At 31.0% G+C, this 26,612-nt stretch carries 29 protein-coding genes; 21 read left to right on the plus strand and 8 right to left on the minus strand.

Features of this window, described 5'->3' with window-relative positions; all coding sequences use genetic code 11:
* Nucleotides 1-694 precede the first annotated feature (694 nt).
* The 17 genes from NNH57_RS03685 to NNH57_RS03765 all read left to right on the plus strand — a co-directional run bounded on the left by NNH57_RS03685 (nt 695) and on the right by NNH57_RS03765 (nt 15,186).
* Nucleotides 695-1,471, plus strand: coding sequence for a toxin-antitoxin system YwqK family antitoxin (locus tag NNH57_RS03685; protein ID WP_132066320.1), 777 nt, complete (start codon nt 695-697; stop codon nt 1,469-1,471).
* Nucleotides 1,468-2,691, plus strand: a complete 1,224-nt coding sequence (locus NNH57_RS03690; RefSeq protein WP_132066318.1) for a hypothetical protein — start codon at nt 1,468-1,470, stop codon at nt 2,689-2,691. The genes NNH57_RS03685 and NNH57_RS03690 overlap by 4 nt, the downstream gene beginning before the upstream one ends.
* Complete coding sequence (locus NNH57_RS03695) at nt 2,669-3,010, plus strand: hypothetical protein (protein ID WP_074410312.1); 342 nt, start codon at nt 2,669-2,671, stop codon at nt 3,008-3,010. The genes NNH57_RS03690 and NNH57_RS03695 overlap by 23 nt, the downstream gene beginning before the upstream one ends.
* Complete coding sequence (locus tag NNH57_RS03700; protein ID WP_108808719.1) at nt 2,997-3,491, plus strand: PulJ/GspJ family protein; 495 nt, start codon at nt 2,997-2,999, stop codon at nt 3,489-3,491. Before NNH57_RS03695 ends, NNH57_RS03700 begins: the two co-directional genes overlap by 14 nt.
* On the plus strand, nt 3,481-4,614 hold the full coding sequence (locus NNH57_RS03705) for a type II secretion system F family protein (protein ID WP_108808720.1): 1,134 nt from the start codon (nt 3,481-3,483) through the stop codon (nt 4,612-4,614). The genes NNH57_RS03700 and NNH57_RS03705 overlap by 11 nt, the downstream gene beginning before the upstream one ends.
* Before the next feature lie 9 nt (nt 4,615-4,623).
* Entirely contained in the window at nt 4,624-5,046 is a 423-nt protein-coding gene (locus tag NNH57_RS03710) for a type II secretion system protein (RefSeq protein ID WP_199915436.1), read from the plus strand.
* A complete protein-coding gene (locus NNH57_RS03715; protein ID WP_132066168.1) occupies nt 5,046-5,531 on the plus strand; it encodes a hypothetical protein in 486 nt (161 codons plus the stop codon). The genes NNH57_RS03710 and NNH57_RS03715 overlap by 1 nt, the downstream gene beginning before the upstream one ends.
* Nucleotides 5,528-6,943, plus strand: coding sequence for a GspE/PulE family protein (locus tag NNH57_RS03720; protein ID WP_074410308.1), 1,416 nt, complete (start codon nt 5,528-5,530; stop codon nt 6,941-6,943). Before NNH57_RS03715 ends, NNH57_RS03720 begins: the two co-directional genes overlap by 4 nt.
* Before the next feature lie 2 nt (nt 6,944-6,945).
* Nucleotides 6,946-8,838 carry a type II secretion system protein GspD gene (locus tag NNH57_RS03725; RefSeq protein WP_082995059.1) on the plus strand — a complete coding sequence of 631 codons (1,893 nt, stop codon included), beginning with the start codon at nt 6,946-6,948 and terminating at the stop codon, nt 8,836-8,838.
* A complete protein-coding gene (locus tag NNH57_RS03730) occupies nt 8,838-10,025 on the plus strand; it encodes a PilN domain-containing protein (RefSeq protein ID WP_074410306.1) in 1,188 nt (395 codons plus the stop codon). The genes NNH57_RS03725 and NNH57_RS03730 overlap by 1 nt, the downstream gene beginning before the upstream one ends.
* 65 nt (nt 10,026-10,090) lie before the next feature.
* Nucleotides 10,091-10,549, plus strand: a complete 459-nt coding sequence (locus tag NNH57_RS03735; protein WP_159099293.1) for a hypothetical protein — start codon at nt 10,091-10,093, stop codon at nt 10,547-10,549.
* On the plus strand, nt 10,533-11,492 hold the full coding sequence (locus tag NNH57_RS03740) for a phage tail protein (RefSeq protein WP_108808723.1): 960 nt from the start codon (nt 10,533-10,535) through the stop codon (nt 11,490-11,492). The genes NNH57_RS03735 and NNH57_RS03740 overlap by 17 nt, the downstream gene beginning before the upstream one ends.
* A gap of 32 nt (nt 11,493-11,524) precedes the next feature.
* The gene (locus NNH57_RS03745; protein ID WP_132066170.1) at nt 11,525-12,034 is read left to right on the plus strand and encodes a hypothetical protein; all 510 of its coding nucleotides are present in this window, start codon (nt 11,525-11,527) and stop codon (nt 12,032-12,034) included.
* Nucleotides 12,035-12,365: 331 nt separating this feature from the next.
* Nucleotides 12,366-13,469 (plus strand): helix-turn-helix domain-containing protein, encoded by a 1,104-nt coding sequence (locus NNH57_RS03750; RefSeq protein ID WP_254504103.1) that lies wholly within the window; start codon nt 12,366-12,368, stop codon nt 13,467-13,469.
* 109 nt (nt 13,470-13,578) lie between these two features.
* Nucleotides 13,579-13,929: a hypothetical protein gene (locus NNH57_RS03755; protein WP_108808724.1), complete on the plus strand. Its 351-nt coding sequence runs from the start codon at nt 13,579-13,581 to the stop codon at nt 13,927-13,929.
* Nucleotides 13,930-13,939: 10 nt separating this feature from the next.
* Nucleotides 13,940-14,416, plus strand: a complete 477-nt coding sequence (locus NNH57_RS03760) for a YHS domain-containing (seleno)protein (RefSeq protein WP_108808725.1) — start codon at nt 13,940-13,942, stop codon at nt 14,414-14,416.
* A 197-nt stretch (nt 14,417-14,613) separates the two neighbouring features.
* A complete protein-coding gene (locus tag NNH57_RS03765; RefSeq protein ID WP_074410300.1) occupies nt 14,614-15,186 on the plus strand; it encodes a uracil-DNA glycosylase family protein in 573 nt (190 codons plus the stop codon).
* A gap of 60 nt (nt 15,187-15,246) precedes the next feature.
* Here NNH57_RS03765 and NNH57_RS03770 read toward each other — a convergent pair whose 3' ends face one another.
* Complete coding sequence (locus NNH57_RS03770; protein WP_108808726.1) at nt 15,247-16,269, minus strand: zinc-binding alcohol dehydrogenase family protein; 1,023 nt, start codon at nt 16,267-16,269, stop codon at nt 15,247-15,249.
* Between the two features lie 94 nt (nt 16,270-16,363).
* On the opposite strand from NNH57_RS03770, the gene NNH57_RS03775 reads away from it, so the two are divergent.
* Nucleotides 16,364-17,200 carry an AraC family transcriptional regulator gene (locus tag NNH57_RS03775; RefSeq protein WP_074410298.1) on the plus strand — a complete coding sequence of 279 codons (837 nt, stop codon included), beginning with the start codon at nt 16,364-16,366 and terminating at the stop codon, nt 17,198-17,200.
* 57 nt (nt 17,201-17,257) lie between these two features.
* Here NNH57_RS03775 and NNH57_RS03780 read toward each other — a convergent pair whose 3' ends face one another.
* Together NNH57_RS03780 and NNH57_RS03785 are read right to left on the minus strand one after the other, a co-directional pair.
* Nucleotides 17,258-17,755: a GNAT family N-acetyltransferase gene (locus NNH57_RS03780; RefSeq protein WP_108808727.1), complete on the minus strand. Its 498-nt coding sequence runs from the start codon at nt 17,753-17,755 to the stop codon at nt 17,258-17,260.
* Between the two features lie 51 nt (nt 17,756-17,806).
* Nucleotides 17,807-18,700: a LysR family transcriptional regulator gene (locus tag NNH57_RS03785; protein ID WP_108808728.1), complete on the minus strand. Its 894-nt coding sequence runs from the start codon at nt 18,698-18,700 to the stop codon at nt 17,807-17,809.
* Nucleotides 18,701-18,821: 121 nt separating this feature from the next.
* On the opposite strand from NNH57_RS03785, the gene NNH57_RS03790 reads away from it, so the two are divergent.
* The 3 genes from NNH57_RS03790 (at nt 18,822) to NNH57_RS03800 (ending at nt 22,121) form a co-directional block, all read left to right on the plus strand.
* Entirely contained in the window at nt 18,822-20,036 is a 1,215-nt protein-coding gene (locus NNH57_RS03790) for an MFS transporter (protein ID WP_108808729.1), read from the plus strand.
* A 42-nt stretch (nt 20,037-20,078) separates the two neighbouring features.
* A complete protein-coding gene (locus NNH57_RS03795; protein ID WP_108808730.1) occupies nt 20,079-20,966 on the plus strand; it encodes a DMT family transporter in 888 nt (295 codons plus the stop codon).
* A 255-nt stretch (nt 20,967-21,221) separates the two neighbouring features.
* Nucleotides 21,222-22,121, plus strand: coding sequence for a LytTR family DNA-binding domain-containing protein (locus tag NNH57_RS03800; RefSeq protein ID WP_074410281.1), 900 nt, complete (start codon nt 21,222-21,224; stop codon nt 22,119-22,121).
* 49 nt (nt 22,122-22,170) lie between these two features.
* Here NNH57_RS03800 and NNH57_RS03805 read toward each other — a convergent pair whose 3' ends face one another.
* From NNH57_RS03805 to NNH57_RS03825, 5 genes are all read right to left on the minus strand, one after another.
* Entirely contained in the window at nt 22,171-22,791 is a 621-nt protein-coding gene (locus tag NNH57_RS03805) for a hypothetical protein (RefSeq protein ID WP_108808731.1), read from the minus strand.
* Nucleotides 22,792-22,801: 10 nt separating this feature from the next.
* Complete coding sequence (locus NNH57_RS03810) at nt 22,802-23,611, minus strand: alpha/beta hydrolase (RefSeq protein WP_074410279.1); 810 nt, start codon at nt 23,609-23,611, stop codon at nt 22,802-22,804.
* A gap of 188 nt (nt 23,612-23,799) precedes the next feature.
* On the minus strand, nt 23,800-24,486 hold the full coding sequence (locus NNH57_RS03815; protein ID WP_108808732.1) for a hypothetical protein: 687 nt from the start codon (nt 24,484-24,486) through the stop codon (nt 23,800-23,802).
* Nucleotides 24,476-25,627: a serine hydrolase domain-containing protein gene (locus tag NNH57_RS03820; protein ID WP_159099294.1), complete on the minus strand. Its 1,152-nt coding sequence runs from the start codon at nt 25,625-25,627 to the stop codon at nt 24,476-24,478. Before NNH57_RS03820 ends, NNH57_RS03815 begins: the two co-directional genes overlap by 11 nt.
* Before the next feature lie 82 nt (nt 25,628-25,709).
* Complete coding sequence (locus tag NNH57_RS03825) at nt 25,710-26,366, minus strand: LytR/AlgR family response regulator transcription factor (RefSeq protein ID WP_159099295.1); 657 nt, start codon at nt 26,364-26,366, stop codon at nt 25,710-25,712.
* Nucleotides 26,367-26,612: the final 246 nt, after the last annotated feature.

Below are 26,612 nucleotides of genomic sequence, written 5' to 3' on the forward strand. Positions count from 1 at the left end.
AACCATTTGTTGTTAAAATCAACAATAATTTTACTGCTTTTATAACATCCCGTATACATTTTTTTAAGGGTAAAGGATATTCATTTCTAAATAAGAATTATTGATCTTTATGTACCACCAAAATAAAAATAGACTTATACTATCATAATGTTAAAGATCAAAAAAAATAAAAAAAATAATTCCCAGTCCCGAAAAATGAAACTCAGGACTCGTATTCTTGTACTGTGAAAAATGATGGAGCGTGAAGATTAAGTATGATTTTCATGAGATTTAGGTTAATGTAAAAGCATGATGTAGAATGATTTGATATGTTTGATTGCATGTAATGTAAGGTGTGGAAAATGTATAGAGAGTTAGCTTTTTTGAGAAAAATAGACTTCTTAAAGCAAAGTTAAATCTTAACTTTTTAACAACTTAAAAATGAATATATTTGCGACTTCGTTTTTTACAAGCATACAAAGTATTGTATCTATAAATGCTTTGTCGAAATGAATTTAAAATATTGATTATTAGTGAATTAAATATGTGTGCAAGGTAGGTTTTTAGATTTTTTATAGTAGTCGTTTATGTAATCTAACAAGTCTGTTGTAGTGTAGAAAACAAAACGTTTTAAAAACTAAATATCATAACGGTACAACAAATAAATTTGCGCAAAAAATAATAACCACGATGGTTGGAAAAGTATTGTAAAGGAATGCAAAAAATAATATATATAAGTATCATATTCACCTGCCTGTTGAGTTGTAAAACTTCACAGGAACTGTTTAATAAGAAAAATATTAGTACTACCGAGTATAAAGAAAGTTTTCATATTACAGAAGATGAGCCAAAACCAAAACCAGGAGTAAAATACTATTGGTTTAAATCCAGAAAAGTACAGGCTACACAAAGTGATTATGCGGGAGAATTATTGGATGGATTATATACCAAGTATTATTACTCTAATGAATTGGCAGAGAAAGGTAATTTTAATAAAGGAAAAAAGATTGGTATCTGGAAATCCTGGTATAAAAATGGTCAATTAGCAACTACAGAAAACTGGAATAAAGGAATACTAAATGGCAAATGCGTATTCTATGATAGTATTGGTAATGTTATATCAAAAGGTAAATATACTAGTGGTAAACGATCTGGGAAATGGGTTTTCGTACAAAAAGGTGACACTATAGATTATAGTAAAAAAGTACGTAAAGAAAAAGATACACTACAACCAGGATTCTTTGGTAGATTATTTAAAAAGAAAGCAAAAGATTCAGTAGCTACTCAAGAGAAAAAAACAGGTTTCTTTAAAAGACTTTTTTCTAAAAAAAATAAAAATAAAGCAACTTCCAAAAAAACAAAAAATAATAACCCAAAAGTAAAAGGCAGTACTAAAAAGGAAGCTAAAAAAGAAAAACAAAAAAAGACAGCTAACGATAAACCAAATTTCTTTCAACGATTATTTGGTAAAAAAGAAAAAGATAATACGTGATAAAAGCCGGTTCTATAGCGTATGCGATACTAATTTGTATTGTAGTAGGGATATTTTGTTATTCGCTGTTATTGATGAGTGGGTATTCTAAAATACATCAGGGAATGCTTGATGCCCATGCCGAATTAGTATCTAACAATGAATCAGCACAAGAGTATTTTCTTGCGAAAATAGAGGATATCGAAGAGAAGGGAATTACTATAGATGTTTTTGATAATGGTATGGTTTCATCTGGTAGAATAAAACCATGGGGATTTTATAAAGTGTTATTAACTACTTCTGTTTTTAAGAAAGACACTATAAAAAGAGCAGCTTTGATAGGGCAGTGGCAAAAAGAAGATGCAATGGCACTATATCTTTCAGATGCATCTAAACCTTTGTTTATGGTAGAGAAAGCTAAAATAACAGGTAATGTGTTTTTACCAAAATCAGGTATAAAAGCAGGGTATATCACTTCTAATGCATATCGAGACACAAAATTTTTGATAGGTACAAAACGTAACTCAAAAACGAGTTTGCCAAAAATCGACCATGTAGATTTTGCATATGATATTAGTAATGTACGCCAGATTAGGCTAAATGATATAAAAGACGATGTTCTTTTATATAATAGTTTTAGTAAGCAAACACTGGTTATAGAAAGCGATACTATAATTATAAATAATAAAAAGCTTTCGGGGAATATTGTTATAAAATCTAAAGATTCTGTTTATATCAAGAAGAATAATGTATTAGAAGATATTATTATAGATGCTCCAAAGGTAGCTTTCGAATCTGGTTTTATTGGTAATGTACAGGTGTTAGCAGAGAAAGTGGTCGGGCTTGAAGAAAATGTAGTTTTAAAATATCCATCGGGTATTTTGATGAATACAGGTAATGTAGATAAAAGAGAGGTTATTATAGGGAAGAAAAGCAAGATCCTGGGAGGAGTGGTGATCAATGATATAAATAGAGGATTAGATAAAATAGTTACTGTAGAGGAAGACGCCGAAGTAATTGGTGATATCTACTGTAGTGGTAAATTACAACTTAAAGGAAATGTAATAGGTACAGTCTACACAAGTAACTTTTACCTTAGGACAGAAGCTTCTGCTTATGATAATTATATTTTAAACGGAACAATTGATAAGAAAAGCCTTCCTGATGAATTTGTAAGGATACCGCTATTTAAAAATAAAAGTGAATACTTTAAACCCTATGCAATTATTAAACAAATATAATGTAAAAGCAGGGTCTGTTATAGAATCGGTAATTGCCATGACTATCATTGCAATTTGCTTGTCTATGGCGCTTATAATTTATAGTAGAGTGTTGGGATCTGATCATAGTATTGCTCATTATCAAGCTCGGCAGAAGGTAAAAGAATTGTTTTGGGAAACAAAAAGCGAAAAACAATTTATAGATGAAGATTATGATTTTGAATCTTTTACTGTAGTAAAAAAAGTAGAGAAATTAGAAAATAACACAGGATTTAAAGTTGTATTTACGATAAAGGTGCAATCAAAAAAAGAAACATATCAATACATTGTTAGAGAATAAAAAACATACACGATTACAAGCATTTACGATGTTAGAACTCGTTATTGGCATGGTGATATCATCATTGGTTATTACGATGGTATATGTTATTTATGATAATTTATCTAGACAAGTAGTGGTTTATGCAGATCAACAAGATGATTTAATGACCTATAACCAGTTTCAAAACCTTTTTTCAAAAGATGTTCAACTTAGCACCTCTATAGATATAGATGATGATAAACATATTGTATTAGAGAGTGCTAATAAAGAGATACACTATTTTTTCAAAACAGAAAAAATTATCAGAAAAGCAGAAGCTGTAGATACTTTTAATATAAAAGTTCTAGAGGTACTGTTTGACCAAAACGAAAAAATTGAGGAAAAATATCAAATTATAAAACTAAAGATTGAGATACTAGGAACAAGTTTTGATTTTTTTGAATCAAAAGAAATTTCTCTTGCGTCGAGAATGAATAATTATTTGCTGGATGAGTATTAATATTTCAACATATAAAACAAAGAAGGTCACTAAGGCAAAGAAGAAAAACGATAGCTTTTTCTCTAAAGAAGTGAGTTTTGGTAATCGTTTTTCTGATAAAGATAAAATGGATTTCTATAAAGAACTTTCTGTTTTATTAAACTCTGGAGTAGATTTTAGAAAAGCACTCGAAATATTAAAAGATCAGCAAAAAAAGGAGAAACACAAGAATCTAATACAGGCTATAACAAAAGAAGTGGTACAAGGTAAAGCTTTATTCGAGGCGTTACGAGACTCTGGAAAATTCTCTCCGTATGAATACTTCAGTGTTAAAATTGGAGAAGAAACCAGAAAATTAGACGAAGTATTACTAGAACTATTTCAGTACTTCGATAGAAAAGTAAAAATGAGAAGGCAGTTGTTATCGGTTTTTACATATCCTTCGTTTGTATTGCTGTTAACTTTTGGAGTGCTCTATTTTATGATGAAGTATGTGGTGCCTATGTTCGCTACTGTATTTAAACAGTTTGGAAAAGATTTACCAGACTTAACTAAAAAGATTATTTATGTTTCAGAGCATTTTTCGACCATAAGTATAGTTTTTGGTATTGTGTTAATTTCAATAATAGCTTTTCACTTTTACTTTAAAAATCATACTTTTTACAGAAAAGCAATATCCAATGTAATTATACGCCTCCCGTTTTTTGGTAAACTGGTAAGAAAAATATACATCACTCGTTTTTGTCAATCACTAAGCTTATTATTATCTGCAAAAACTCCATTAGTAACTTCTTTGGATTTAGTGCAGCGTATGATATCCTTTTATCCATTAGAATCAAGTTTAGATATGATTAAAAAAGAGGTGACAAAAGGAACTCTTTTTTCAAAAGCATTAGCCAAACATTCTATATACGATTTTAAATTGGTTTCACTTGTTAGCGTAGCCGAGCAAGTAAATAAATTAGATGATATGTTTGAGCGATTGGCTAAGCAATATGATGAAGAAGTGCAGCACCAAACTAAGATGATTGGAGTTATTATGGAACCATTAATAATTGTAATCATAGGTTTGGTTGTGGGTACTGTATTAATTGCAATGTATTCACCAATGTTTGATTTAAGTAAAATTATTCAACCTTCTTAAAAAAGGAAAATGAAGATAAAAATGAACACCAGTAAAAAGGTTTATGTAAAGGCATATTCGATGTCAGAATTGGTAATTGTATTGTGTATTATCGGGATTTTAATACTATTGGTATTACCAAACCAAACTTCTGTAGTATCACAAGCAAAAGCTATTGAAGCCCAGAGTATGTTAAATCATCTGTATGGATTAGAGAAAAGCTATTTTTATCGAAACTCTAAGTATACAGCCGATTTTGAAGCTCTAGGCTTTGAACCGGCGCTATCTATTAGTGAAGGAGGACAGGCTGTGTATAGAATTGAGATCACAGAGGCGTCTACTAATTCTTTTAGAGCCAGAGCGGTTTCTCTATCTGATTTTGATGGCGATGGTACTTTTAATACCTGGGAGATTGATCATAATAAGTTATTAAAAGAAACGGTAAAGGACTAATGACATACGTATTAGTATCTATTTTATTCATCTCTTTTGGGATAATGCTATATCAAGATGTTAGGTATAGGCATATACATATTGGGCTACCTATTTTGGTGTTTGTGGTGAGTATGTATATGAATAAAGATATCATAGTTCTTTTTGATGGTTTGAAATCATTGGCATTTATTGGAATTAATTTTCTTTCAATAGTAACCTATTTTTCTATTAAAAAATCAAAATTTCAAAATCCATTTAAAGAATACATCGGTATAGGTGATTTGGTGTTTTTAATCGCCGTAATTCCTCTCTTTTCCTTTAGAAATTATATGTTATTCTTTATTTCGGGGATGATATTGTCTTTAGTATTGTATGCTATATTTCAGAATAAAAACGAACAAAAAACGATACCATTGGCGGGATATTTATCACTATATATCATCGGTTTGATGATTCCTAATCTATTTTTATCAACTAACATTTTTTACGACTTTATCATTTGAGCACTGATACCAACATACAAATATCTGTAGAACTAAAACAGCTTATTAATGCTGATTTAGCACATCATTATAGTATTATTCCTAAGAACAATACCGAAGATGTAATGGAACTCTATATTGATGCAGAAAAAGTAAATTCTGAGATCAAGGAAGAGTTAGAATTGTATTTGGGAAAACCATTAAAGTTTGATGAAATTCCATCAGAAAGACTAAATAAAGCACTGTTTGTTTATTACAGAAAGAATAATAGAGATCAGGAAGCAACGCAAAGTATATCTACTGTAGAAAGTAGTTTTTTGGATAATTTGATTTTTGAAGCCAAATCTATTGGTAGTAGTGATATTCATTTCGAAGTGTATGAAGAAGAAGCAAGAGCAAGACTGCGTATTGATGGTGTTTTAGTTGAAAAATATAAAATTCCTAAAGAGAGTTATCTAGAATTAGTAAATAAGATCAAAATAGAATCTAATCTAGATATCACAGAAAAAAGATTGCCACAAGACGGAAGGATCGATTATAAAGATTTTGATATTAGGGTTTCTATATTACCCACATTACATGGTGAAAAAGTAGTGATGCGTCTATTAGGAAAAGATGCGTCTAATATTAGATTAGAAGACTTGGGGTTGGAGTCAGATGAAAAAGAAAAATACCTTGAAGCTGTAAAAAAGAATAATGGTATTGTGCTAATTAGCGGGCCTACCGGATCTGGTAAAACAACAACATTATATGCTACGTTAAAACTTCTTAATGATGTAAAAAGAAATATTGTAACCGTAGAAGACCCGATTGAATATACATTAAAGGGAATTAATCAAGTACAACTTAAAGAAGACATCGGACTTACTTTTTCTTCTGCATTACGGTCATTTTTACGACAAGATCCAGATATAATCATGTTAGGGGAAATCAGGGATGCCGAGACAGCTAAAATGGCAATCAGGGCTTCATTAACGGGACATTTAGTATTGTCGACAATACATACTAATTCTGCACTGGGAACCATATCCAGATTAGTTGATATGGGAGTTCCTGCATTTTATATTGCAGAGACCTTAAACCTATCTGTAGCACAGCGATTGGTTAGAAAGTTATGTCCACATTGTAAAAAAGAGACTCCTTTTAATGAAGAAGAACTTCCTAGAAATTACAAACTTCCTAGGGCCTTATCTACACATCATATGCCGGTAGGATGCACAGAATGTTACTATACTGGGTATAAGGGCAGAAGAGCAATTTATGAAATTGTATCGATCACAGATGACGTAGTGAATGCTATTAAAAATAATAGTCATAATCTAGAACAAAATATAAGTTATAAATACCAAAGCCTCGCGGATAAAGCTTTTAATTTATTAGAAGAAGGGGAAACTTCTCTAGAAGAAATTTATTCGCTGCTAATCAAAGCTTAATTATGAAGAAATTTTTATATTATATAGTATTAGTTTGTATAATTCCACTTTCGTATGGACAGCAAGACATGCAAAAGATCGAGGAACAAATTAATGCATATGCAGAGGAAACTCCCGAACTTAATGAAACGATACAGATTGATGTTTCGGGGCTTACACTATATGATTTTTTAACCTCTGTTGCGATAGAGCACAAACTAAATATAAGTGCAGATCCAGATCTTAACCAGATTGTTTCCAGTAGTTTTTTTAATGTACCTGTTAAAGATGTGTTTCTTTTTGTAATCAAGAAATATAATCTAAGTATAGAGTTTATAAACAAAATCATTGTTTTTAAGAAAACTATAAAACAGAAAGAACTTCCAAAACCAAAAGTGCTTAAAGAAATCGATGTCACTTATAATAGCCAAAATGATTTCTTAGCAATTAAACTTAAAAATGATTCTCTGTCTCGCGTAGCTAAAAAGATTACCGATGTATCTGGTAAAAATGTAATCTTAGGACCTAATGTGAAAAATGAAAAAGTTTCTGCTTATATCTTAAATAGGCCATTTGATCAGGTAATGGAGATGATGGCTAAATCTAATAAATTAATAGTGACCAAGGATGATAATGGGTTTTACTATGTAGAAAAAGATCAAGCAGCAGCAGGCACTACTGCAGGATCATCAAGGAAAGGTAAGAAAACCAGGAGTCCGGAATCATCTGCAGATATAACGGTTCTCCCAAGTGGGTTTTTAAGTGTTCAGGCATTTGATGCTGATGTTACTTCGTTGATATTAGAAGCAGCAGAAAAACTCAATGTAAACTATTTCATGTATGATAAACCTGAGGGAGCAACAACAACATTGGTCGTAAACGAGATTACTTTTGATGAGCTTTTAGATCATGTTTTTATGGGTAAAAACAGTACGTATAAAAAAACAGATGATTTTTATCTTATCGGAGATCAAAATGGAGAAGGACTTAGAAGTACAGAACTTATACAATTAGAGAACAGAACAATAGAAACTGTTTTAGAAACATTGCCTAAGAACTTAATAGAAAATGTAGAACTTAAGGAATTTATAGAACTTAATGGATTCGTGGTTTCTGGCTCAAGACCAAGAATATTGGAGCTAAAAGAATACATAAAACAAATTGATAAAGTAGTACCCATGATCCTTATAGAGGTGTTGATAGTACAGTATCAAAAAGGGTACGACATTCAAACCGGGATTAAAGCGGGGATAGATAAAAAAGAGAGAGTTACTTCTGGAGTTTTATTTCCACAAGCTGAAGTTAATTTAAATTCATCTTCTGTAAATAAGTTGATCGATGCCTTTAATGGGTTTGGTATTTTTAACCTGGGTAAAGTTGCAAAAGACTTCTATCTTAGTTTAAAAGCTCTAGAAAATAATTCTATAATCCGATTGCAATCAACTCCCAAGATTTCTACACTAAGTGGGCATGAAGCAAAAATTTCTATCGGAGAAACTAATTATTACTTCGAACAAAATAATAGGTTGATTAATAATGGAGTCAGTAGTGATATTTTACAGTCAGGTCAATGGAAAGCTACAGATGCAAATTTAAGTGTTAATATAAAACCTTTTGTCTCTAAAGATGAGCAAATAACATTAACTATTGTCGTAGAAAAGAGCGCCTTTTTAGGAAGAGCAGGAGAGAACGCTCCACCAGGAAAATCAACCCAACAGTTTGAGTCCTTAGTTCGAGTACGAAATGGTGAAATGATACTTCTGGGAGGACTGGATGAATTAGAAAAAGAAAACTCTGGAACAGGAACACCTGTTTTATCTAGAATACCAATACTAAAATGGTTTTTTAGTAGTAAGATCAAGAGAAAAAATAAATCAAAGTTACACGTGTTTATAAAACCGACTGTTGTTTACTAATGTTAGAACAGATAAAAAATAATATTTTAAAGCCTTTTCAGGAAAAACAATACGCTATTGTAGGTGTAATATTGGGAGATACTCCAATATACAATGTTCTTATAGTAGATAAGAAATCTGATGCTTTGTCGGTAGAAACTTCTTTTTCTACAGAGGATTTTAACGTTGTTAAAGATAAAGTGAATACATCGGTTCCTTTACTTCTTAATTTTTATGGAAAAGGAATTATAAATAAACAAGTTTCTGCAAAAGGAAACTATTTAAAAGAAGTATTGTTTAACGCTTCTATTGATGATTTTTATATTTATGAACTGCACCAAAATCAACAAAATTTTATTTCAATTGTAAGAAAAGATGTCTTAGAAAAATTCTTTACATTGTTTTTAGAAAATAAATATTTGGTTGTAGATTATAGTATTGGCCCTTTTGTAGGAGTACTATTTAAAGGGCTATCTAATACATCATCAATTATTTCTGCCGATTATGAATTAAGTTTTGAAGATGATTACCTAACAGAAACCCAAAAACTGGATACTATTACCAAGGAATATATCTTGGGAGAAGAGAAGATTAACAATACTCAGGTTCCTTTATTTTCTACACTACTTCATTATTTATATCCATCAGATGATTTTAGCTACGATACAGAATTTTTAATAGAGAATAAAAAAGAAAATGTACTTAAAAAGGCATTTAATACCGTAGCTACAGTATTGGGAATTTTTTTCCTGTCTGCATTATTGATTAGCTATTTGTTATTGAATTACTATAATGATAAGTATGTAAGTTATGAATCTCAATTATATAACCTTAATGATACTTATAATCAGGTAAAAAAATTAGAAAGCGAAAAAGAGAACAAAACAAAAATACTTCAGGAATCGGGTATTTTAAATCAGAACTTTCTTTCTTTTTATATGTACCGTATAGTAAATTCTATTCCCGATAATGTAGGACTTAATAGCTTGAAGGTAAACCCTACACAGAAAAAGATTAAGAATTTTGAAAAGATAATATTTGAAACAAATACCATTATCATTAATGGTAATTCTAGTTCGAGTATGCCAATTAATTCTTGGGTTAAAGAATTAAAGAAGGAAAAATGGATTTCCAAAATAGAGATTTTGGATTTTAGTAAGAGTAGAAATAAAAAAAGTGAATTTACTTTAAAAATCGTTGTAAAATAGTGTTTGCAAATCTAACATATAAACAAAAATTAATTGGACTTATAGCAATTGGAATATTGCTATTCATGGCAGCGAATAAGAGATCTTTTAAAATCACTCGACATGCCTATGATCAGGTTCGACAATTAGAAGATAAGTTAGCATATGTAAACTCATCAACAACCGATGTTACTCAAACACAGGCAGAATTAAAGTTTTATGATAAAATAATAGGAAAACAGGGAGTAGAACCTGAAGAAATACAACAACAAATACTGGATTTTGTATCTACTTATGATAATGTATATGTTTTTAACTTAGATGAAATTCATATAGCAGAAAGTAATGGTTTTAATGTAATTAGTAACCAATTAACATTAGAAGGAGATTTTAACGGACTATTAGAAATAGTGTATGCATTTGAGAAAGAGTTTAAGTTTTCAAATATTGTTAGTATTTCATTTGTAAAAGAAAAAGAATTCCAAACACGAAAAAATAAATTAAGAGTAAAGATAATATTTCAGAATTATGAAAAGAATAGTTAATATAAGTATAGTTTTTAGCAGTTTGTTTCTGTTGATAGCGTGCGATGATGTCCTCGAAGAAGATATTACAGATGATTTGGTAACAACAGTAGCACCAAAAGATAAAAGTAATCTCGATGGTAATTCGGTTCAGTTTAGATGGGATGAATTAGGAGATGCAGATGATTATAGAATACAGGTAGTAGAAGAGGCTACGCAAAGAAGTGTATTAGATTCATTAGTTAAAGGGAATAACTTTACATATGGACTTAATCCTGGTGAATATAGCTGGAGGATACGAGGCGAAAATTTTGCATATACAACTGCTTATAGTTTTCCTATTTCTTTTACACTTTCTGTATCAGACGATTTAACAAACCAAACTGTGTTTCTAACATCACCATCAGAGAATTTTTATACGAATAAAGATGCTTTAATATTAACCTGGGATAGAATTCAGGCAGCAACTTCATATACTGTAGTGGTTGATAAGACCATTCAGGGAAATACAGCTACCGAAATCCAGACTCCTGATTTAACTAATAATAACTTTACACTTAGTTCTACCGTCTTGAGTGAAGATGCAATATATACCTGGAAAGTAAAAGGTGTAAATGATAATAGTGAAACCAAATTCTCAACGAGAAAGATTTTTCTAGATACCCAGGCACCTAATCAACCCACCTTAGCATCTCCTAATAACGATGCAAAAGGATCATCTCCTATTACTTTTACTTGGAATATACCTAGTGATACCGGAGAAATACAATCTACATTATCTAGTGTTATAGAAGTAGCAACAGATAGTGGTTTTGCCACCATAATTGAAACTGTTCCGACTAATTCGAACTCTCAGGAAATAACATTTTCTAATTTGGGAGATTACTATTGGAGAGTGAGAATCTTAGATCAAGCGGGTAATAAGAGTATTTATAGTGAAGTTAGAAAAATAACGGTTGAGTAAATAGAATCTAACGAATTGTAATTTTTAGGCTAGTGAATAAAAAGATTTTAAATAGCGTTCTGATTTTTTTTATGCTTGTCATCTGGGCAATTGTTTTTAGTAAAATTTTTAATTTTTTTGGAAACAATGTAGAAGAGAACAACATATCGATTAATCCAATTACTATTGTGGATCCCAGAATGAATTTTTCAAAAGATACTTTTGATCTTAGAAAAGTTGAAAGAGACCCATTCTTAGGAAAATATGCTGTTTTTAGAGCTAAAAAGCGTAAAAAAAATACGAAACTAGTATCGAATAACAGATCTAAGAAAACAAATGTTACTCCTAATAGCGTTAAGAAACCATGGCCTAAATTAAGTTATCATGGTTATGTAAAAGGGTCTAAAAGTACTTCGGAACTAATCTTAATTAGAATGAATAATAAATTTTATAAGATTAGAGAAGGGGATATGCTAGAAGATATTTCGGTAAAAAAAATATTTAGAGATTCTATAATTATAAAAAGAAGCAGAGAAAGTAAAACCGTATTAAAAAGTAAATAACAACTGGGTATAATTTACTATTATACCCAGAATACGTTCTGCAATTAAGAAAATATTCATACCATTCTTTACTCTATATATTCTAAAAAGTATATTATTAACCCTGAGTTCGGTGCAAGAAAACTGCGTCAGGTCGAGTGTTTTCTTGGCTTGCAAAGACAAGAAAATGTATCGAGAATAAGCTGTTTTCCAACAAAAACCTAATCTCGATATAATTTTTCTTCATTACATTTCTAAAAATCACTCGATTTGACGATTTTTATTACCCTCTAAATTTAGATCGAACTTACGCTCTTTAAGAAAAGGTTTTATTGATTAATAAACTGTTGAGGTGTTATCTTTTGATAAAAATTTCGACATACTATACACTAATCAAGCGATTATTGTGTTTATAGAATTTACACCAGAAATAAATAAAGTATACTTTATAGATCAATATACTTTTTTCCAGGTTTTATCTGGTAGTGGTAGTATTCAGGTTGATTTTAAGAATTACTTCGATTGGCAAAACAAAGCCATTTATCTCGAAAAAGGACAGTATGTAAAATTTCTTTCAGATAACTTCCTGATCCGAAAAATAGAATTTCCTGATGAAACGGTGATTAGAAATAAAGAGTTTAGAGTGTTATTTAAGCATCTTATCTCTCTTGGGTATATTAATTTTGATCAATCCGGTGATTTTCAAAAAATAACGGATCAAATAGCACATGATATAGAAGTAGATCGTATCATAGATGCTTCTGTAGAACAGTGGTATTATCAAAACCCGTTTAAGGCAAATAAGGAAGAGTACCGTGTTATTTTTGATACAAAGGATATTATTGATATGCAATATTCTAGTAATATTAACAATAGAGAACTCACCGCTTTGATTGATAAAAATGGATATAATATTCAGTCTTTGATTAAAAATAAAATAGGAATTTCTCTAAAATCTCTGTTATCTGGTAAAAAACTACTGGAAAGTAAAAAGGAGATTGCCTTTACCGATAAAAGTATTAAGGAAATATCTTATGATTTGGGATATAATGACCCGGCATATTTTACCAGAGTTTTTAAAAATAATGTTGGTAGAAACCCGCTAGAATTTAGAGAGGATTTTGACTATAAAAGAAGAGATCTTTTCTCTCAGAATATCCTCGAACTTCTTCAGCAATATCATACCAAAGAAAGAACACTTGACTTTTATGCTTCAAAAATGAACCTTTCTCCAAAAGTATTATCCAGAAAAGTGAAAGATAAAATGCAAACTTCTCTAGGGAAACTTATTAGATCTGAGATGATTACTACATCAAAGTCTCTTTTATCCAAAAACTTTACGATTAAAGAGATTTCAATAGAATTAGGTTTTGAAGAACCTAACCATTTTTCTAACTTTTTTAAGCATTATACAGGAGAATCTCCATCACATTTCAAAAGCACATTTCAAGAATAAAAAGTACAAGAACTAGTACTTTTTTTGTAGCTCTCTTTCCTCGACATATCCAGAAATTTGTAGTGTAATTACAAAACAATATTTGTTTAATCATTTAAAAATAAAAACAATGGATATTAAAGCATTAGCTACAGAAATGGATAGTGTTGTTACACAAGGAGCAATAGTAGATGCGGTAAAACAATTTTTTGCCGAGGATGCTACAACCTCTGATTATAATAACCTTACTACCAAAAATAAAGCACAAATGGTAGAAAAGATGGAAGGTTTTGCCAATTCTATTAAAAAAGTAAATGGTATTACTAATCACCATACGATAGTAGATGGTAATGTTTCAGCTTCAGAATTTACATTTGATTTCGAGATGACTGATAATAGTACAATTTATTGGCATGAAATCATTAGACGAATATGGAACAATGACGGACTAGTTATACAAGAAGAATATTTTAACGCTTAAAACAAAGAAAATGAAAACTTTAAAAAATATAAAAATAGTACTAGTAGTAATGATAATGACAACCATGACTACTATTGCGCAGGATAAGAAAAGAAATAATATTGATAATAGCAATATAGCGCTACAAGGATATAGTCCTGTATCTTATCTGGATCTCGGTATTGCACAACGAGGAAACAAAGAATATAAATCTGAACATGAGAAGGTTGTGTATTATTTTACCTCTAAAGAGCAGAAATCTAAGTTTGATAAGAACCCTAAACATTACTTACCACAATATGGGGGATTCTGTGCATTTGGGGTATATGCTGGTGCTAAATTTAGACCCGACCCTAATAAGTTTGTAGTAAAAGATGGAAAATACTTTTTGTTTTTATACAACATAGAGTTAGATGCACAGCAATTATGGCTAGCAGAAAACAATCACAAAAAATTAGTTGCAAAAGCTAATAGTAATTGGGAGAAACTTCGTAATACATATAATTAGAGGTTTTGATACTTTTCTTTAGTCTAGTAGAAAAGTTCTAACCGGTGTTTAGTTTTTCTTTTGTAGAGCACCTTAGCGAATTGGCTGGGGTGTTCTTTGAAGAATAAGGTTATAAGATCAAACAAATCTTAAATAAGTTAAGTAAAACCATATTATTTTATAATTTACTAATCAATTTATAAAACGTAATATCAATTATGCAAAAATTATTGTCTTTGATTTCCAAATGTAGTGAATGTGCAGCGCAATTAGAATTAGGGCCAAGACCAATAGTTTCAGCACATACTCATAGTAAAATAGTAATCATAGGGCAAGCTCCCGGGAGTATTGTTCATAAATCGGGAATCCCATGGGATGATAAAAGCGGGCAAAATTTAAGAGCCTGGATGGGAATTGATGATGAGACGTTCTATAATCCACAAAAAATTGCACTTGTACCTATGGGGTTTTGTTACCCGGGAAAAGGGAAATCCGGAGATCTCCCCCCTACAAAAAAATGTGCTCCTTTGTGGCATCAACAACTCTTGACCAAAATAGAAAACGTAGAGCTTGTACTACTCATTGGCAAATATGCTCAAGAGTATTATTTGGGTGATCGATTAAAAAGAACACTAACAGATACAGTAAAGAATTACAAAGAATATTTGCCAGATTATTTTGTATTACCACACCCTTCACCAAGAAATAATATTTGGCAAGCAAAAAATGAATGGTATAAAAAAGAGGTTATACCCCGGTTACAACTACAAGTTCAATCAATCCTTAAGTAATTAAGAGTTCTGATGTATTTAGTGATTATTAACACATTTCATTAAGATTAAATAGTGGTGTTAAAATGTAATTGCAATTTTCCCAATGGTTTTTCCTGATTCTAATTTTTGATGAGCTTCTTTAAAGTTCTCAGTAGTAAAACCATCAAGGGTGCTATTGAGTGTTGATTTAATTTTATTGTTGTCGAGCAATGCAGCTATTTTGTTTAAGATATGATGTTGTTCAATCATATCTTCTGTCTGGTACATAGATCGTGTATACATTAGCTCATAGGATAAGGTTATACTCTTAGATTTAAAAGACCCTATGTTGATATGGTTATCAAGAGATTCTGCAATAGTACATATATGTCCCTGTGGGTCAATTAACTCGATTATGTTTTCCCAATGATCAGAAGTTCCCGAAAAATTGAGAATGTAATTTATGGTATTGATCCCTAAAGCATGTACTTCTTCTATGAGGTTATGATGATTTACAACATGATGGGCTCCCATGTTTTGGCACCATAATTGACTTTCGGGGCGAGAGGCGGTAGCTATAACGGTTAAATTGGTTAATTTTTTGGCTAATTGAGTTGCAATAGAGCCAACACCACCTGCACCACTAATGATTAGTATTGTTTTTCCTTCTCCCTCTCCCTCTCCTGGAGTTAGCTTGAGTCTGTCGAACAATACCTCCCAGGCAGTTAATGAAGTTAAAGGCATGACTGCGGCTTCAGCATCAGAAATAGTATTCGGTTTTTTGCCTACTATACGCTCATCCACTAATTGATATTCGGCATTAGATCCGGGACGTGTAATGTCTCCTGCATAAAACACTTCGTCTCCCGTTTTAAATAAGGTTACTTTGTCACCCACCGCTTCAACAATACCTACAGCATCCCAGCCTAATATTTTTGGAGAATCTAATTCTTGATTTTGCACGCTGTTTTGGCGAACTTTATAATCCACAGGATTGATACCCACTACCTTGATTTTTATTAATAAATCATGTCCTTTCGGTACAGGCTGCTCTGTTTCGAACTGAATTAGACTATTTTCTTCACTTATGGGTAATGATGTTTTGATTCCTATTGCTTTCATAAAAATATGTTTTAATAATTTAGAGCAAATTTATACCTTTGCTTATGTTTTTTGATAGTATATATTTTCCTTTTAAATGTAAAAATGTGTAATCATGAATAAAAAGAATTTATATGAACCTTTTTCGATTGCTTTTGAAACATTAGATCAATCTCCTGTGCATGAGCACAAAAACAGTTTTTTTGAATTGGTTTATATTTTATCGGGTACAGGAATTCAACGCGTAAATAAGAACGAATTTCTATATCATCCGGGGCACATGCTTTTATTAACTCCAACGGATATATCTTCTATAGAAATCAATACAACTACACAATTTTTCTTTTTGAGATTTAATGATATTTATATTAAATCAGGAAAGATAAGTGCTGATAATATTCAACGATTAGAATTTATTCTAAAAAATGCAAATCATCAACCAGGCTGTATTTTAAGAAACCTCACCGATAAAACATTGGTTAAACCTATGGTAGAAGCTATGATTCGGGAATATGTTAACAGGGATTTATACAACAAAGAAATCATACAGCAGTTAGTGAATACATTAATCGTTATTGTTGCGAGAAATATTGCAAAATATCTTCCTGATGTGATAGATTCAGGAACAGAAGAAAAAGCGATGAATATATTACAATATATACAAGAGAATATATATGATCCTGCCAAATTGAGAACAGAGGAAATTTGTCATCAGTTTGGTATTTCTAAAACATATCTTGGCCGTTATTTTAAAAAACATACTAAGGAAACGCTACAGCAATATATTACTAATTATCGGGTTCGATTAATAGAAAACAGACTTCAATATAGTGATATGCGTATAACCGAAATTACTGATGAATTAGGGTTCACAGATGTTAGTCACCTTAATAAATTCTTTAAAAAGAATAAAGGAATTAGTCCAACAAAGTATAGAAAAGAATTTATATAGGTTTGCAATTATTTTACCACATAAAGCCTATATCATTTTTTCTGAAATGTATACAAATTATAATTTCCGATAAAAAATATGAGCATCTACATATCCTTTTTCAAAATGCCTAAACCCATCAGGGATTGTTCCTATAATCTCAAACCCATTGGCTAACCATACTTTTATTGCAGGTTTATTGGTGCTAACTACCAGATTAAACTGCATCGCATAATACCCTAGTTCCTTTGCAGCATCAATAGAATGAGCACAAAGTTTATGACCAAGACCCATTCCTCGTTTTTGACTGTTAACCATATATGAAGCATTAGCAATATGATTTCCGTAACCCGGTTGATTAGGCTTTAAAATGTAAGCTCCTATAATTTCTTTTTCTGATTCTGCCACAAAACAATTATTTTTAAGATTGATCCAACTGTTTTCGATGTGTTCTCGGGAAAAACTATCATCATATGGAAAATAGATTTTTTGATCTACAACTACTTTCCACAGATTCCAAATTCTTTCGAGATCTTCTTTATTTGCAGGTCGAATATGTATTTCAGGTTTTTTCATTATAATTTTGGTTATAATTTATTTTTTTAGGTCTGTTATTTTCACAATGTGCTAATTTAAATCTGTATTCTGCTCATAATGTTCTAAAATCATTTGAAAGAAAATTTTAGAAGCTTTTTTTTGATAATTACCCTTAAGGTATCGTATGGCCGATCGTAATTTGAGCTTCTTTTTGTTTATAGGAATACTTTTGAGGGTAGGTAAATACTGTGTGGTTGATTTTGTAAGAACGGTTGCCCATTTTCCGGTTTCAATGAGTCGAATTAATGTAGGGATATGATTTAATTCTATTTGATATTGATATGAAAGTTCATGTGTTCTAAATGCCTTATCCAGGACTTTTCTGGTCGTAAACCCTTCTGCAGGTACAGCTAAATCTATTGTATTAAGCTCTTCGATACTGATTTGTTTTTTGCTGGCAAATGGATGGGATTCATGTATTACCAGTGTTAAATAAGATTGAAATAAAGGAATAGTAGTAATCATTTGATCATCTGTTGCTTTATTAAAAGATAAAATAAAATCCAACATACCCGATTTGAGTTTTTCCATTAATTCATCAGATGTGCCAAAGAAAGCCTTAACCTGTATTAAAGGAAATTTTGTAGAAAAGGATATCAGTGTTTCTGTAAACAGATTGGTTAAACCATAGGTTACTCCAATATGTAAAGTCCCGGATTGTAGATTTTGTAAATCCTCTATCAATTGTTTGGCGTTTTCGGCATTTTTAAGCGTATGCCTCGCACGGGTCAAAAATAATGAACCAGCTTCTGTAAGTTGTATCCTCTTTCCGATTCTATCAAAAAGAGGAACTCCTAATTCCTGCTCTAAAAGCTTTATTTGCTGCGAAAGTGCACTTTGTGTTATGAATACTTTATGAGAGGCTTCTGTAAAATTTAAACACTCTGCCGCCTTAACAAAATAGTTTAATTGGCGTAATTCCATTATTAATAAGTTTTACTAATGTATATGATAAGAAAATAACGTTTTACTAATGTAAAAATAATTTTGAACTTTGTACTTCAAATCTTTTATAACTTATAAGAAAGAGGAGATAAATAAAGAAATGAAAACAAAAGCAGAAAGAAATACAAGACGTTATAAAGAGATCCGAAAAGCGATCTTTATTCCAGGGTTGGCTGCTTTTTCACAGTTTTATATGTTTCAGCCATTATTACCATCATTAAGCGAAAGTTTTTTGGTATCTCCGGCTGTCAGTAGCCTGGTTGTTTCATCTTCTATGATTGGTATTGCTTTAGGTCTTTTTATGTTTGCGTTTTATGCAGATATACTACACCGCAAAAAATTAATGTTGATTGCTTTATTTTTGTCTTCATTAATCACAATGCTATCGGCAATCTCATGGAATTTTAATGTATTGGTCGTTTTTGGTTTTATAAAAGGGTTTTTGCTATCAGGAGTGATAGCGGTTGCTATTGTTTATATTTCTGAAGAAGTTGAGGTACGATATGTTGGGATTGTGATTGGGATATATTTAGCCGGAAATGTATTAGGTGGTATGTGGGGGCGTGTGGTTGCAGGTTTAATTTCTAGTTGGTATGATTGGAGAATAGCTACATTATTTATTGGAGGTGTAGGAATAGTATTAAGTACCTTTTTTATGAGACTTTTACCACAATCCTTAAACTTTAATCCACAAAAAATCCAAACATTTCAAAAACTAATGTATATGAAAAACTTCCTTAAAAATCCGTTGTTTTTGGGAGTTTATATTTTGATGATCTTAATGATGGGGACTTTTGTGAGCATTTATAATTATTTAAGTTTTAGGCTAGAAATGCCTCCTTTTTCACTTCCACATTATGTTATTTCCCTATTATTTCTAATTTATGTCACGGGAGTAGGAGGGACGATAACAATTGGAGCACTAACTCATCGAATTCACTCTTTTCGTATGCTTAAAATCCTGTTAGTACTATTTCTAATAGGAACATTAGGGCTATTTGTAGAAGAGTTGTGGTTATTAGTATTAGGTTTAAGTATACTTACGTTTAGTTTATTAGGGATTCAGACTGTAGTAAACAAGATAATATCTCAGTATGCTATTGAAGGAAAAAGCACAGCAAATTGCTTATACTTAATATGCCAGTACATGGGAGCAGGTGGTATCGGAAGTTCGACAGGGCATATATTATCAAAATGGGGATGGTCTAATTTTCTTTTTACTTTAATAGGATTCATTCTTTTTTCATTACTATTATTTATGCTATGTGCCAGGCGGTATACCAATACATATAAATTAACAAAAGAGATTTCTTAGAGAAGATCATGATCTAGTTTTAAAGAATAAATTTATTTAACTATGCTAAAATCTAATTACTTATTGTTTATAATTCCAGCATTAATATGGGGATCTACATGGTATATCATTAAATATCAATTGGGAACTGTAGATCCAATAGTTTCTGTTGCCTATCGGTTTGGATTAGGTGGGATTATACTATTGGGATATTCTAAGATTAGAAAACTTCCATTATCATTTACAAAGCAGCAACACTTTTTTATTGCTTTACAAGGAATTCTACTATTTGGAACAAATTATTGGTTGGTATATTTATCAGAACAATACCTAAGTAGTGGGCTAGTGGCTGTAGCATTTTCTACATTAATTTTTATGAATATAGTTTTTGGAGCGATATTTTTAGGAGATAAAATAAAAAAACAAATCATAATAGGAGCCGTCTTCGGACTTCTAGGAACAGTTCTGATATACCAGGCCGAGTTTAGAAGAATAGATTTAACCAATGATCAACTTAAAGGATTGATGTTTTGTATTTGCTCTATCATTTTTGCTTCTTTGGGAAATATTACTTCTTCAAATAATCAACGTAGATTTAAACTACCCGTTATTCAAACCAATGGTTTCGGAATGCTATATGGTGCAACTGCTATGTTATTAATAGCCTTGTTTACCGGAAAATCTATACATTTCGACACTTCATTTTCCTATATTTCATCACTAGTATATTTGACCATTTTTGGATCTATTATTGCATTTACTTCTTATCTCACTTTAATAGGCAAAATTGGAGCAAGTAAAGCAGCCTATGTTATTGTAGTGATACCGGTAATTGCTTTAACGATTTCTACCGTTTTTGAAGGATACAAGCCTGATGTATACGCTTTTCTAGGAATTGGACTTATTATTTTTGGAAATGTACTAGCATTAAGAAATAAAAAAACAAGCTGATTAAATTCTTGGCAAACTAAAGGAAACTACAGAAACATATATCACTTATATACTAATCTATTGATTTATTGTATGAACCCGTCATTTGAAAAATATTTCATTTGGTCTTTTTTTATGAAGAAAATTCTAAAGAAATTTAATAAACAGGATAAAGAAAAATTTCTGCAAGAAATTAAAAAAAGAAAAGATTATATGGATTAAAAAAACGATTCAAACCTCTTAAAAATATTACTTTTGGTTAAAAAATAGTTCTTAATGTCTCGACATTACATTACCAAAATCATACATAAACCTTATCCTTATCTATTTTATTTCAAAAGAAATTTGATAATTGCTCTGGTACTGGGAATGTTGATCTACATTATTAATGTATTAGCAGTAGATGAAAGTTATGTGAATACAAACTTTGTGTTTTCAAAACCGCTCCTCTGTATACTTGCAGGGTTAATGACATTTTTTAGTATTCTCTTGGTACTCGAAGTTATACCCCGAGTATTTTTTAAACCTGATTTAAAAGAAAATTGGACTATAGGAAAAGAATGTCTTTTAATTGTTTCACTTCTTTTTGTAATTACTATTTTTAATAATACCCTGTCTCTTGTAATTAGTAAAGAGCCTTCTGATAATATCATATTACATTTTTTAAACTCATCACTATATGTTGTTCTACTTGGTATTGTTCCGGCTTTTCTTCTTGTATGGATCAATTATACCATTCTTTTAAAGGAAAACTTAAAAAAAGTCTCCTTATACAATGAACAGCTTGAATCTAGAATTACATTTACAAAGAGTGAAGTATCCGATATTATAAGTATACAAACTAGTAATAAAAATGAGGTTCTGGAGCTAGATATTGGTTCCTTCTTATTCGCTAAATCTGAAGGGAATTATATAGATGTTTTTACCAAAACGTCTGGTAAAGTACATTGTAAACCATATCGACTTACGATTCAAAAGCTTGAAGAAGAACTTAATAGTTATGCATTTATTATTAGTACGCATCGATCGTATGTCATTAATATAAGAAACATTAATACGACCTCTGGTAACGCCAGAAATTATCGCATTAGTTTTGAAGGAGTCCCTCATGAAGTTCCTGTGTCAAGAAATAAATTTCAGGCATTTAAAGATGCTTTTACTATTAAAAAAGTGTAATCTTATCAAAGATTACACTTTTAAAAATTGTGATTATTAAGTATACTTTCTACAAGGTATACCCAAGGCCTAATCCTAAGAAGAATCGGGAATCAAAATCTGCAGGTCTGTTTCTTCCTTTATCTAAAAAACCTTTTAAAGAAACCCATGCAAATGCACTAACACTAAAATTATTAATGTTGTAGCCTAGAGATTGAGAAACCCCATAATTAAAATACACATATTCATTTTTGTACTTTTCATACACCGAATATTGTGGTATTTTTAAAGTTCCTTTTGATTTTAAATGTGTTGCTCCTATAAAAGGTTCTAGCGATAGGTAGAATTTCTTCTTGTTAAAAGGGTAATAAGTAACATCAAAAATAGAATACAATCCTATATCTCTTGTATACCCTTCTACATAATCGGTAAACAAATTATCTGTTTCGGCTATGTAACTATTTTGATGAGCTGTACCATAGGATAACGTAAAATGTTTGCTGTCTAGGCACTTTAATTTTCCTTTAAATATATACCCATAGTTTTTTCCATAACTGGTATTTAATATATCCTGAGTGTATAAAAGCTCTAATTTCCATCGTTTTTGACCTGATTCTTTGTTTTCTTTTTGTCCCTGAACCCAAACAGGTAATGCAAGAAAAAACAAAAGAACTACTACATAGTTTTTCATGATGTTGTATTTATAAAATTATAGATAATCCTTTTTTAAAGGTGATCATTGGGCTGTTTCTATGAGAAATGTTTTTTAATCTCTCGTGATGTAGAATTAAGTCGGTATAAGACCGTTCACTTATTTTTTCCTTAAAGGCATTGTAAAAAAGGTTGATAGAAGCTCCTTCTAAATCGCCAACAGTTATATAAAGATTTTTATCTAGCGAATCATGGGTGTCAAAGTAGTGCTGTTCTAAATAGAATAGATATGCATTATACCACATGAAATTTGAACTTGCAGCAATAATATTATCAAAAGAATTGGGTTGATCTTGCTGAAATAATATATACAAAGCAAGATATCCACCTAGAGAATGACCAAATAATGTCCTGTCGACACTTTCAATCTCAAGTTCATTTTCGATATGAGGAATAAGTTCGTTATTTATAAAATTGATAAATTCTTTTGCGCCTCCCGAAGTTCCTGGAAAATCTCTGTCTTCAGGATACGAGTAATCTCTACCTCTCTGGTTTTTATTGGCATATCCCACTCCGATAAGAATAATATCCTCTCTACCAGATTCTGCAACGATATCTGCTGCTTCTTTAAAATAGTCATCTCCATCTAACATATAGATGGTATGATAGCTATTTGAAGAATCATAAGCCTGAGGATACAAAATATTAATACTATATGTAGTATTTGTGTGATCCGATGTAATTGCAAAGGGATGATTGTTTTTTATTGAAGAAAGGTCGTCTTTCTCACAACTGTTTAGGCCCAATATGCCAATGATTAAACACAGAAAACTCATAGAGTTCTGAATAATTTTTTTCATAATGTTTCTTATTTTTTTGATTTCTAATTCCAGCAAAAGTATTTTTGAAACCTTTATATATCGCTTAAAGAAAGGCGATTGGTACGAAGTGTCACTTTTTTGTGACGTACTGGAGTCTTAGACAAAAGATAGATTCATTTAGAAAAAGGGGAGGAGGTATAATAGAAGTATATTATTTATGATCTCTTTTATTTTCTTTTGTATGTAAATGTGATGTTTTCGCTATTCTTAGGTTTCATTGTCATCATGTTATCATGAAATGTAACTATAAATACCTGAACATCTATAGCGCGATTATAGTCTATTAAGTGTAGTTCGGGTTTGTGTGCATTCATATACCAATATCCATTTGATCTTGAAGTATCCGGATGTGTTTTACGGTACGTTCCTGTCCAGCGAATAAAAATAGCTTCTTTACCTTCTGGATTGTAAGATTTTGTAATGTTTTCTTGATTCTTGTATACAGAAACCAGTTGCCAGTTTCCGACAGCTTTATCTTTGGGGGATTTAGGTAAATTAGAGATTCTGGATAAAGAAACTATTACTTTCATTCCGTCTTCCATACGCGCCCATTTCATTTTGTTGTTAGAAAATTCGACTTTAAAAGCTCCGTACTCATCTTTACCATTTTTACTTTCAGGAAGAAATTGCTTTTCTTTTTTATTGTATGTCCAGCTACCTTTGTCATTTTGTAACCATCCATTACCAGCCTGATAAGAGTGATCAGTATTGTATTTAAACCATTTAGCGATTGGAGTCATTTTTTTGTCTCCTATGCTTACTTGATCTACGGACCATAACCCAGTTATTGATTGCGAATTTATGATGCCCGAAACAAACAAAGTAATGCTTAGAAATAGTAATCTAGTTTTCATTTTCTGTAGTATATAGTAGTGCTGTAATTTTTTTAGCAAGATCAAGTTCATTTGTCTGATCGCCTGTATTGGCGAGAAAAGCGATAATATACTCCCCATCTTCAATATTTATAAGCATAGATTTATACCCTTCGGTAGCTCCCCCATGTATGATGTATTTCTTATCGACACCGATATCTCCTATACGATATTGCTTTTCTCCATCAAATACGACCCAACCGTAACCATAAGAGATTTCGGGATTAATCTTTGATAAATGATTGGTTTGCATAAGTTCTATCTGTTTGCCATTAAAAAGAATAGGAGAACTCATTTCTTTTCCCCAACGATAGAGATCTTCAGCCGATGAAAATATTCTTCTGCCAAGGGTTAGATCAATAAATTGATTTCGTGTCCAGTCGTTAGTTGTTTCGTTATAATTATATCCTTCTACTACATGTTCAAAAACAATACGATTGTCAGAAGTACTAAAAGTATGCTCTAGCTTAAGAGGTTTTGTGATTTTTTGCTCTAAAAGTTTAGAAAAAGGAAGTTGATAAAGGTCTTCCAGAATGATAATAAGCAAGTGATAAGCGAAATTGCTGTAATAAAACTGTTGGTTTGGATCACTTACTGCAGGAATCTTACTAATGAAATCAATATACTCTGTATTATCAAAGTGTTTCCGCTTAAATTTTAAGTGTTTATTTTTTGAAAGATTAGGATGTACCTGACCATAATCGGGTAAACCAGAAGTATGGCTCAGCAAGTTATGAATTGTGATATTATGATTAAACTCTCCAGAGTATGAATATGTATTAATATGATCGGTAAGATGATCATTAAGAGATAATTTACCTTCTTCTACCGCTATAAGAATTAGTGCTGCGATAAATGATTTATTGATAGAACAAATGTCAAAACGATGATCTATTTGCATTGGGATATTCCAGATTCTATTGGATATGCCTATCGATTTTTTATAGATTATTGTATCCTTAGTGCCTATCACAACAGTACCATTAAACCGATTTTCACGATGTTCAATTTCAAATAGACGATCCAACTTACTTGTTAGGAAACTGGTATTTACGCTCTTTTGTTTAGAGCAGGATGATGATATAAGAACAATGCATGTGGCAATTACAATATATTTTTGCATATTTTTATTTAGTTGTGCTGTACAAAAGAATACCTCTGGATAGACTTTCTCAATTAATTTAGGTGTTTTGGTACGAAATTTCTTAATGTGTGGCGAATAATTTAGGAAACTTCTCAGCAAGTGATCCGACATATTTTTTAGATACAGAAATAACCTCACCAGCAATATACACTTCTACCTTATTGTTTAATCTATCTACATGATCAATGTTATTAGAATTAATGATATAACTTCGATGACACCTTATTAAAGATTGATTTAAACCAAACTCATCTTCAATATCTTTTAGGTTTTTACGCATCAGATGCATATTAACCTGTTGGTTCGACAAGTAGAATATTTCGATGTAATTATCTGCTGATTTGATATAAAGTAAATTTTCTATACTGATTTGAAACCGTTGCTTTTGATTACTGGATACAATCACAATTAATGAACTCGGTGAATTGTGAAAATGACTTAAAAAGTGGTCAATTAAAATACTTAAAGTAACCGGAAATGCGATAATAAGAGGATACTCATAAAGAAAAGGCCAATAACTTGTCCAGTATAATTCTGTCCACTGATAAAAATAATTGAATGCAAGAAATGAAAGATTAAGTCCAATAAACGTAGCCATTAATGCAGTTACAAATGGTTTAACCTTTTTATCAATAGTCAACCATGGACTTAAATGAAATTCAACTAAATAAAAAGAAAGAGAGGTTATAAATGCGTGCGATAGCGATCTAACAAACATGCTGTGCCCGGTTATGGCTGGTATCTTATCAATATGGTAAGCTCTGTATACAAACAATACTAGAAAAATAAAAAAACCAGATAAGATTGTAACTATCCATTTGTAGTTGTTTTTTCTATTATTTGATAATAATCTAATTTGCATAAATTACAGGTAATGGCTTGCTAAATACGTTTTTGTATTTTTTAAGTAAATATAAAAAATCTGTTAACCATTATTTGATTCCACCTGATATGCTTCAACTTT

It is taken from the genome of Aquimarina spinulae, assembly GCF_943373825.1.
Taxonomy (GTDB): domain Bacteria; phylum Bacteroidota; class Bacteroidia; order Flavobacteriales; family Flavobacteriaceae; genus Aquimarina; species Aquimarina spinulae.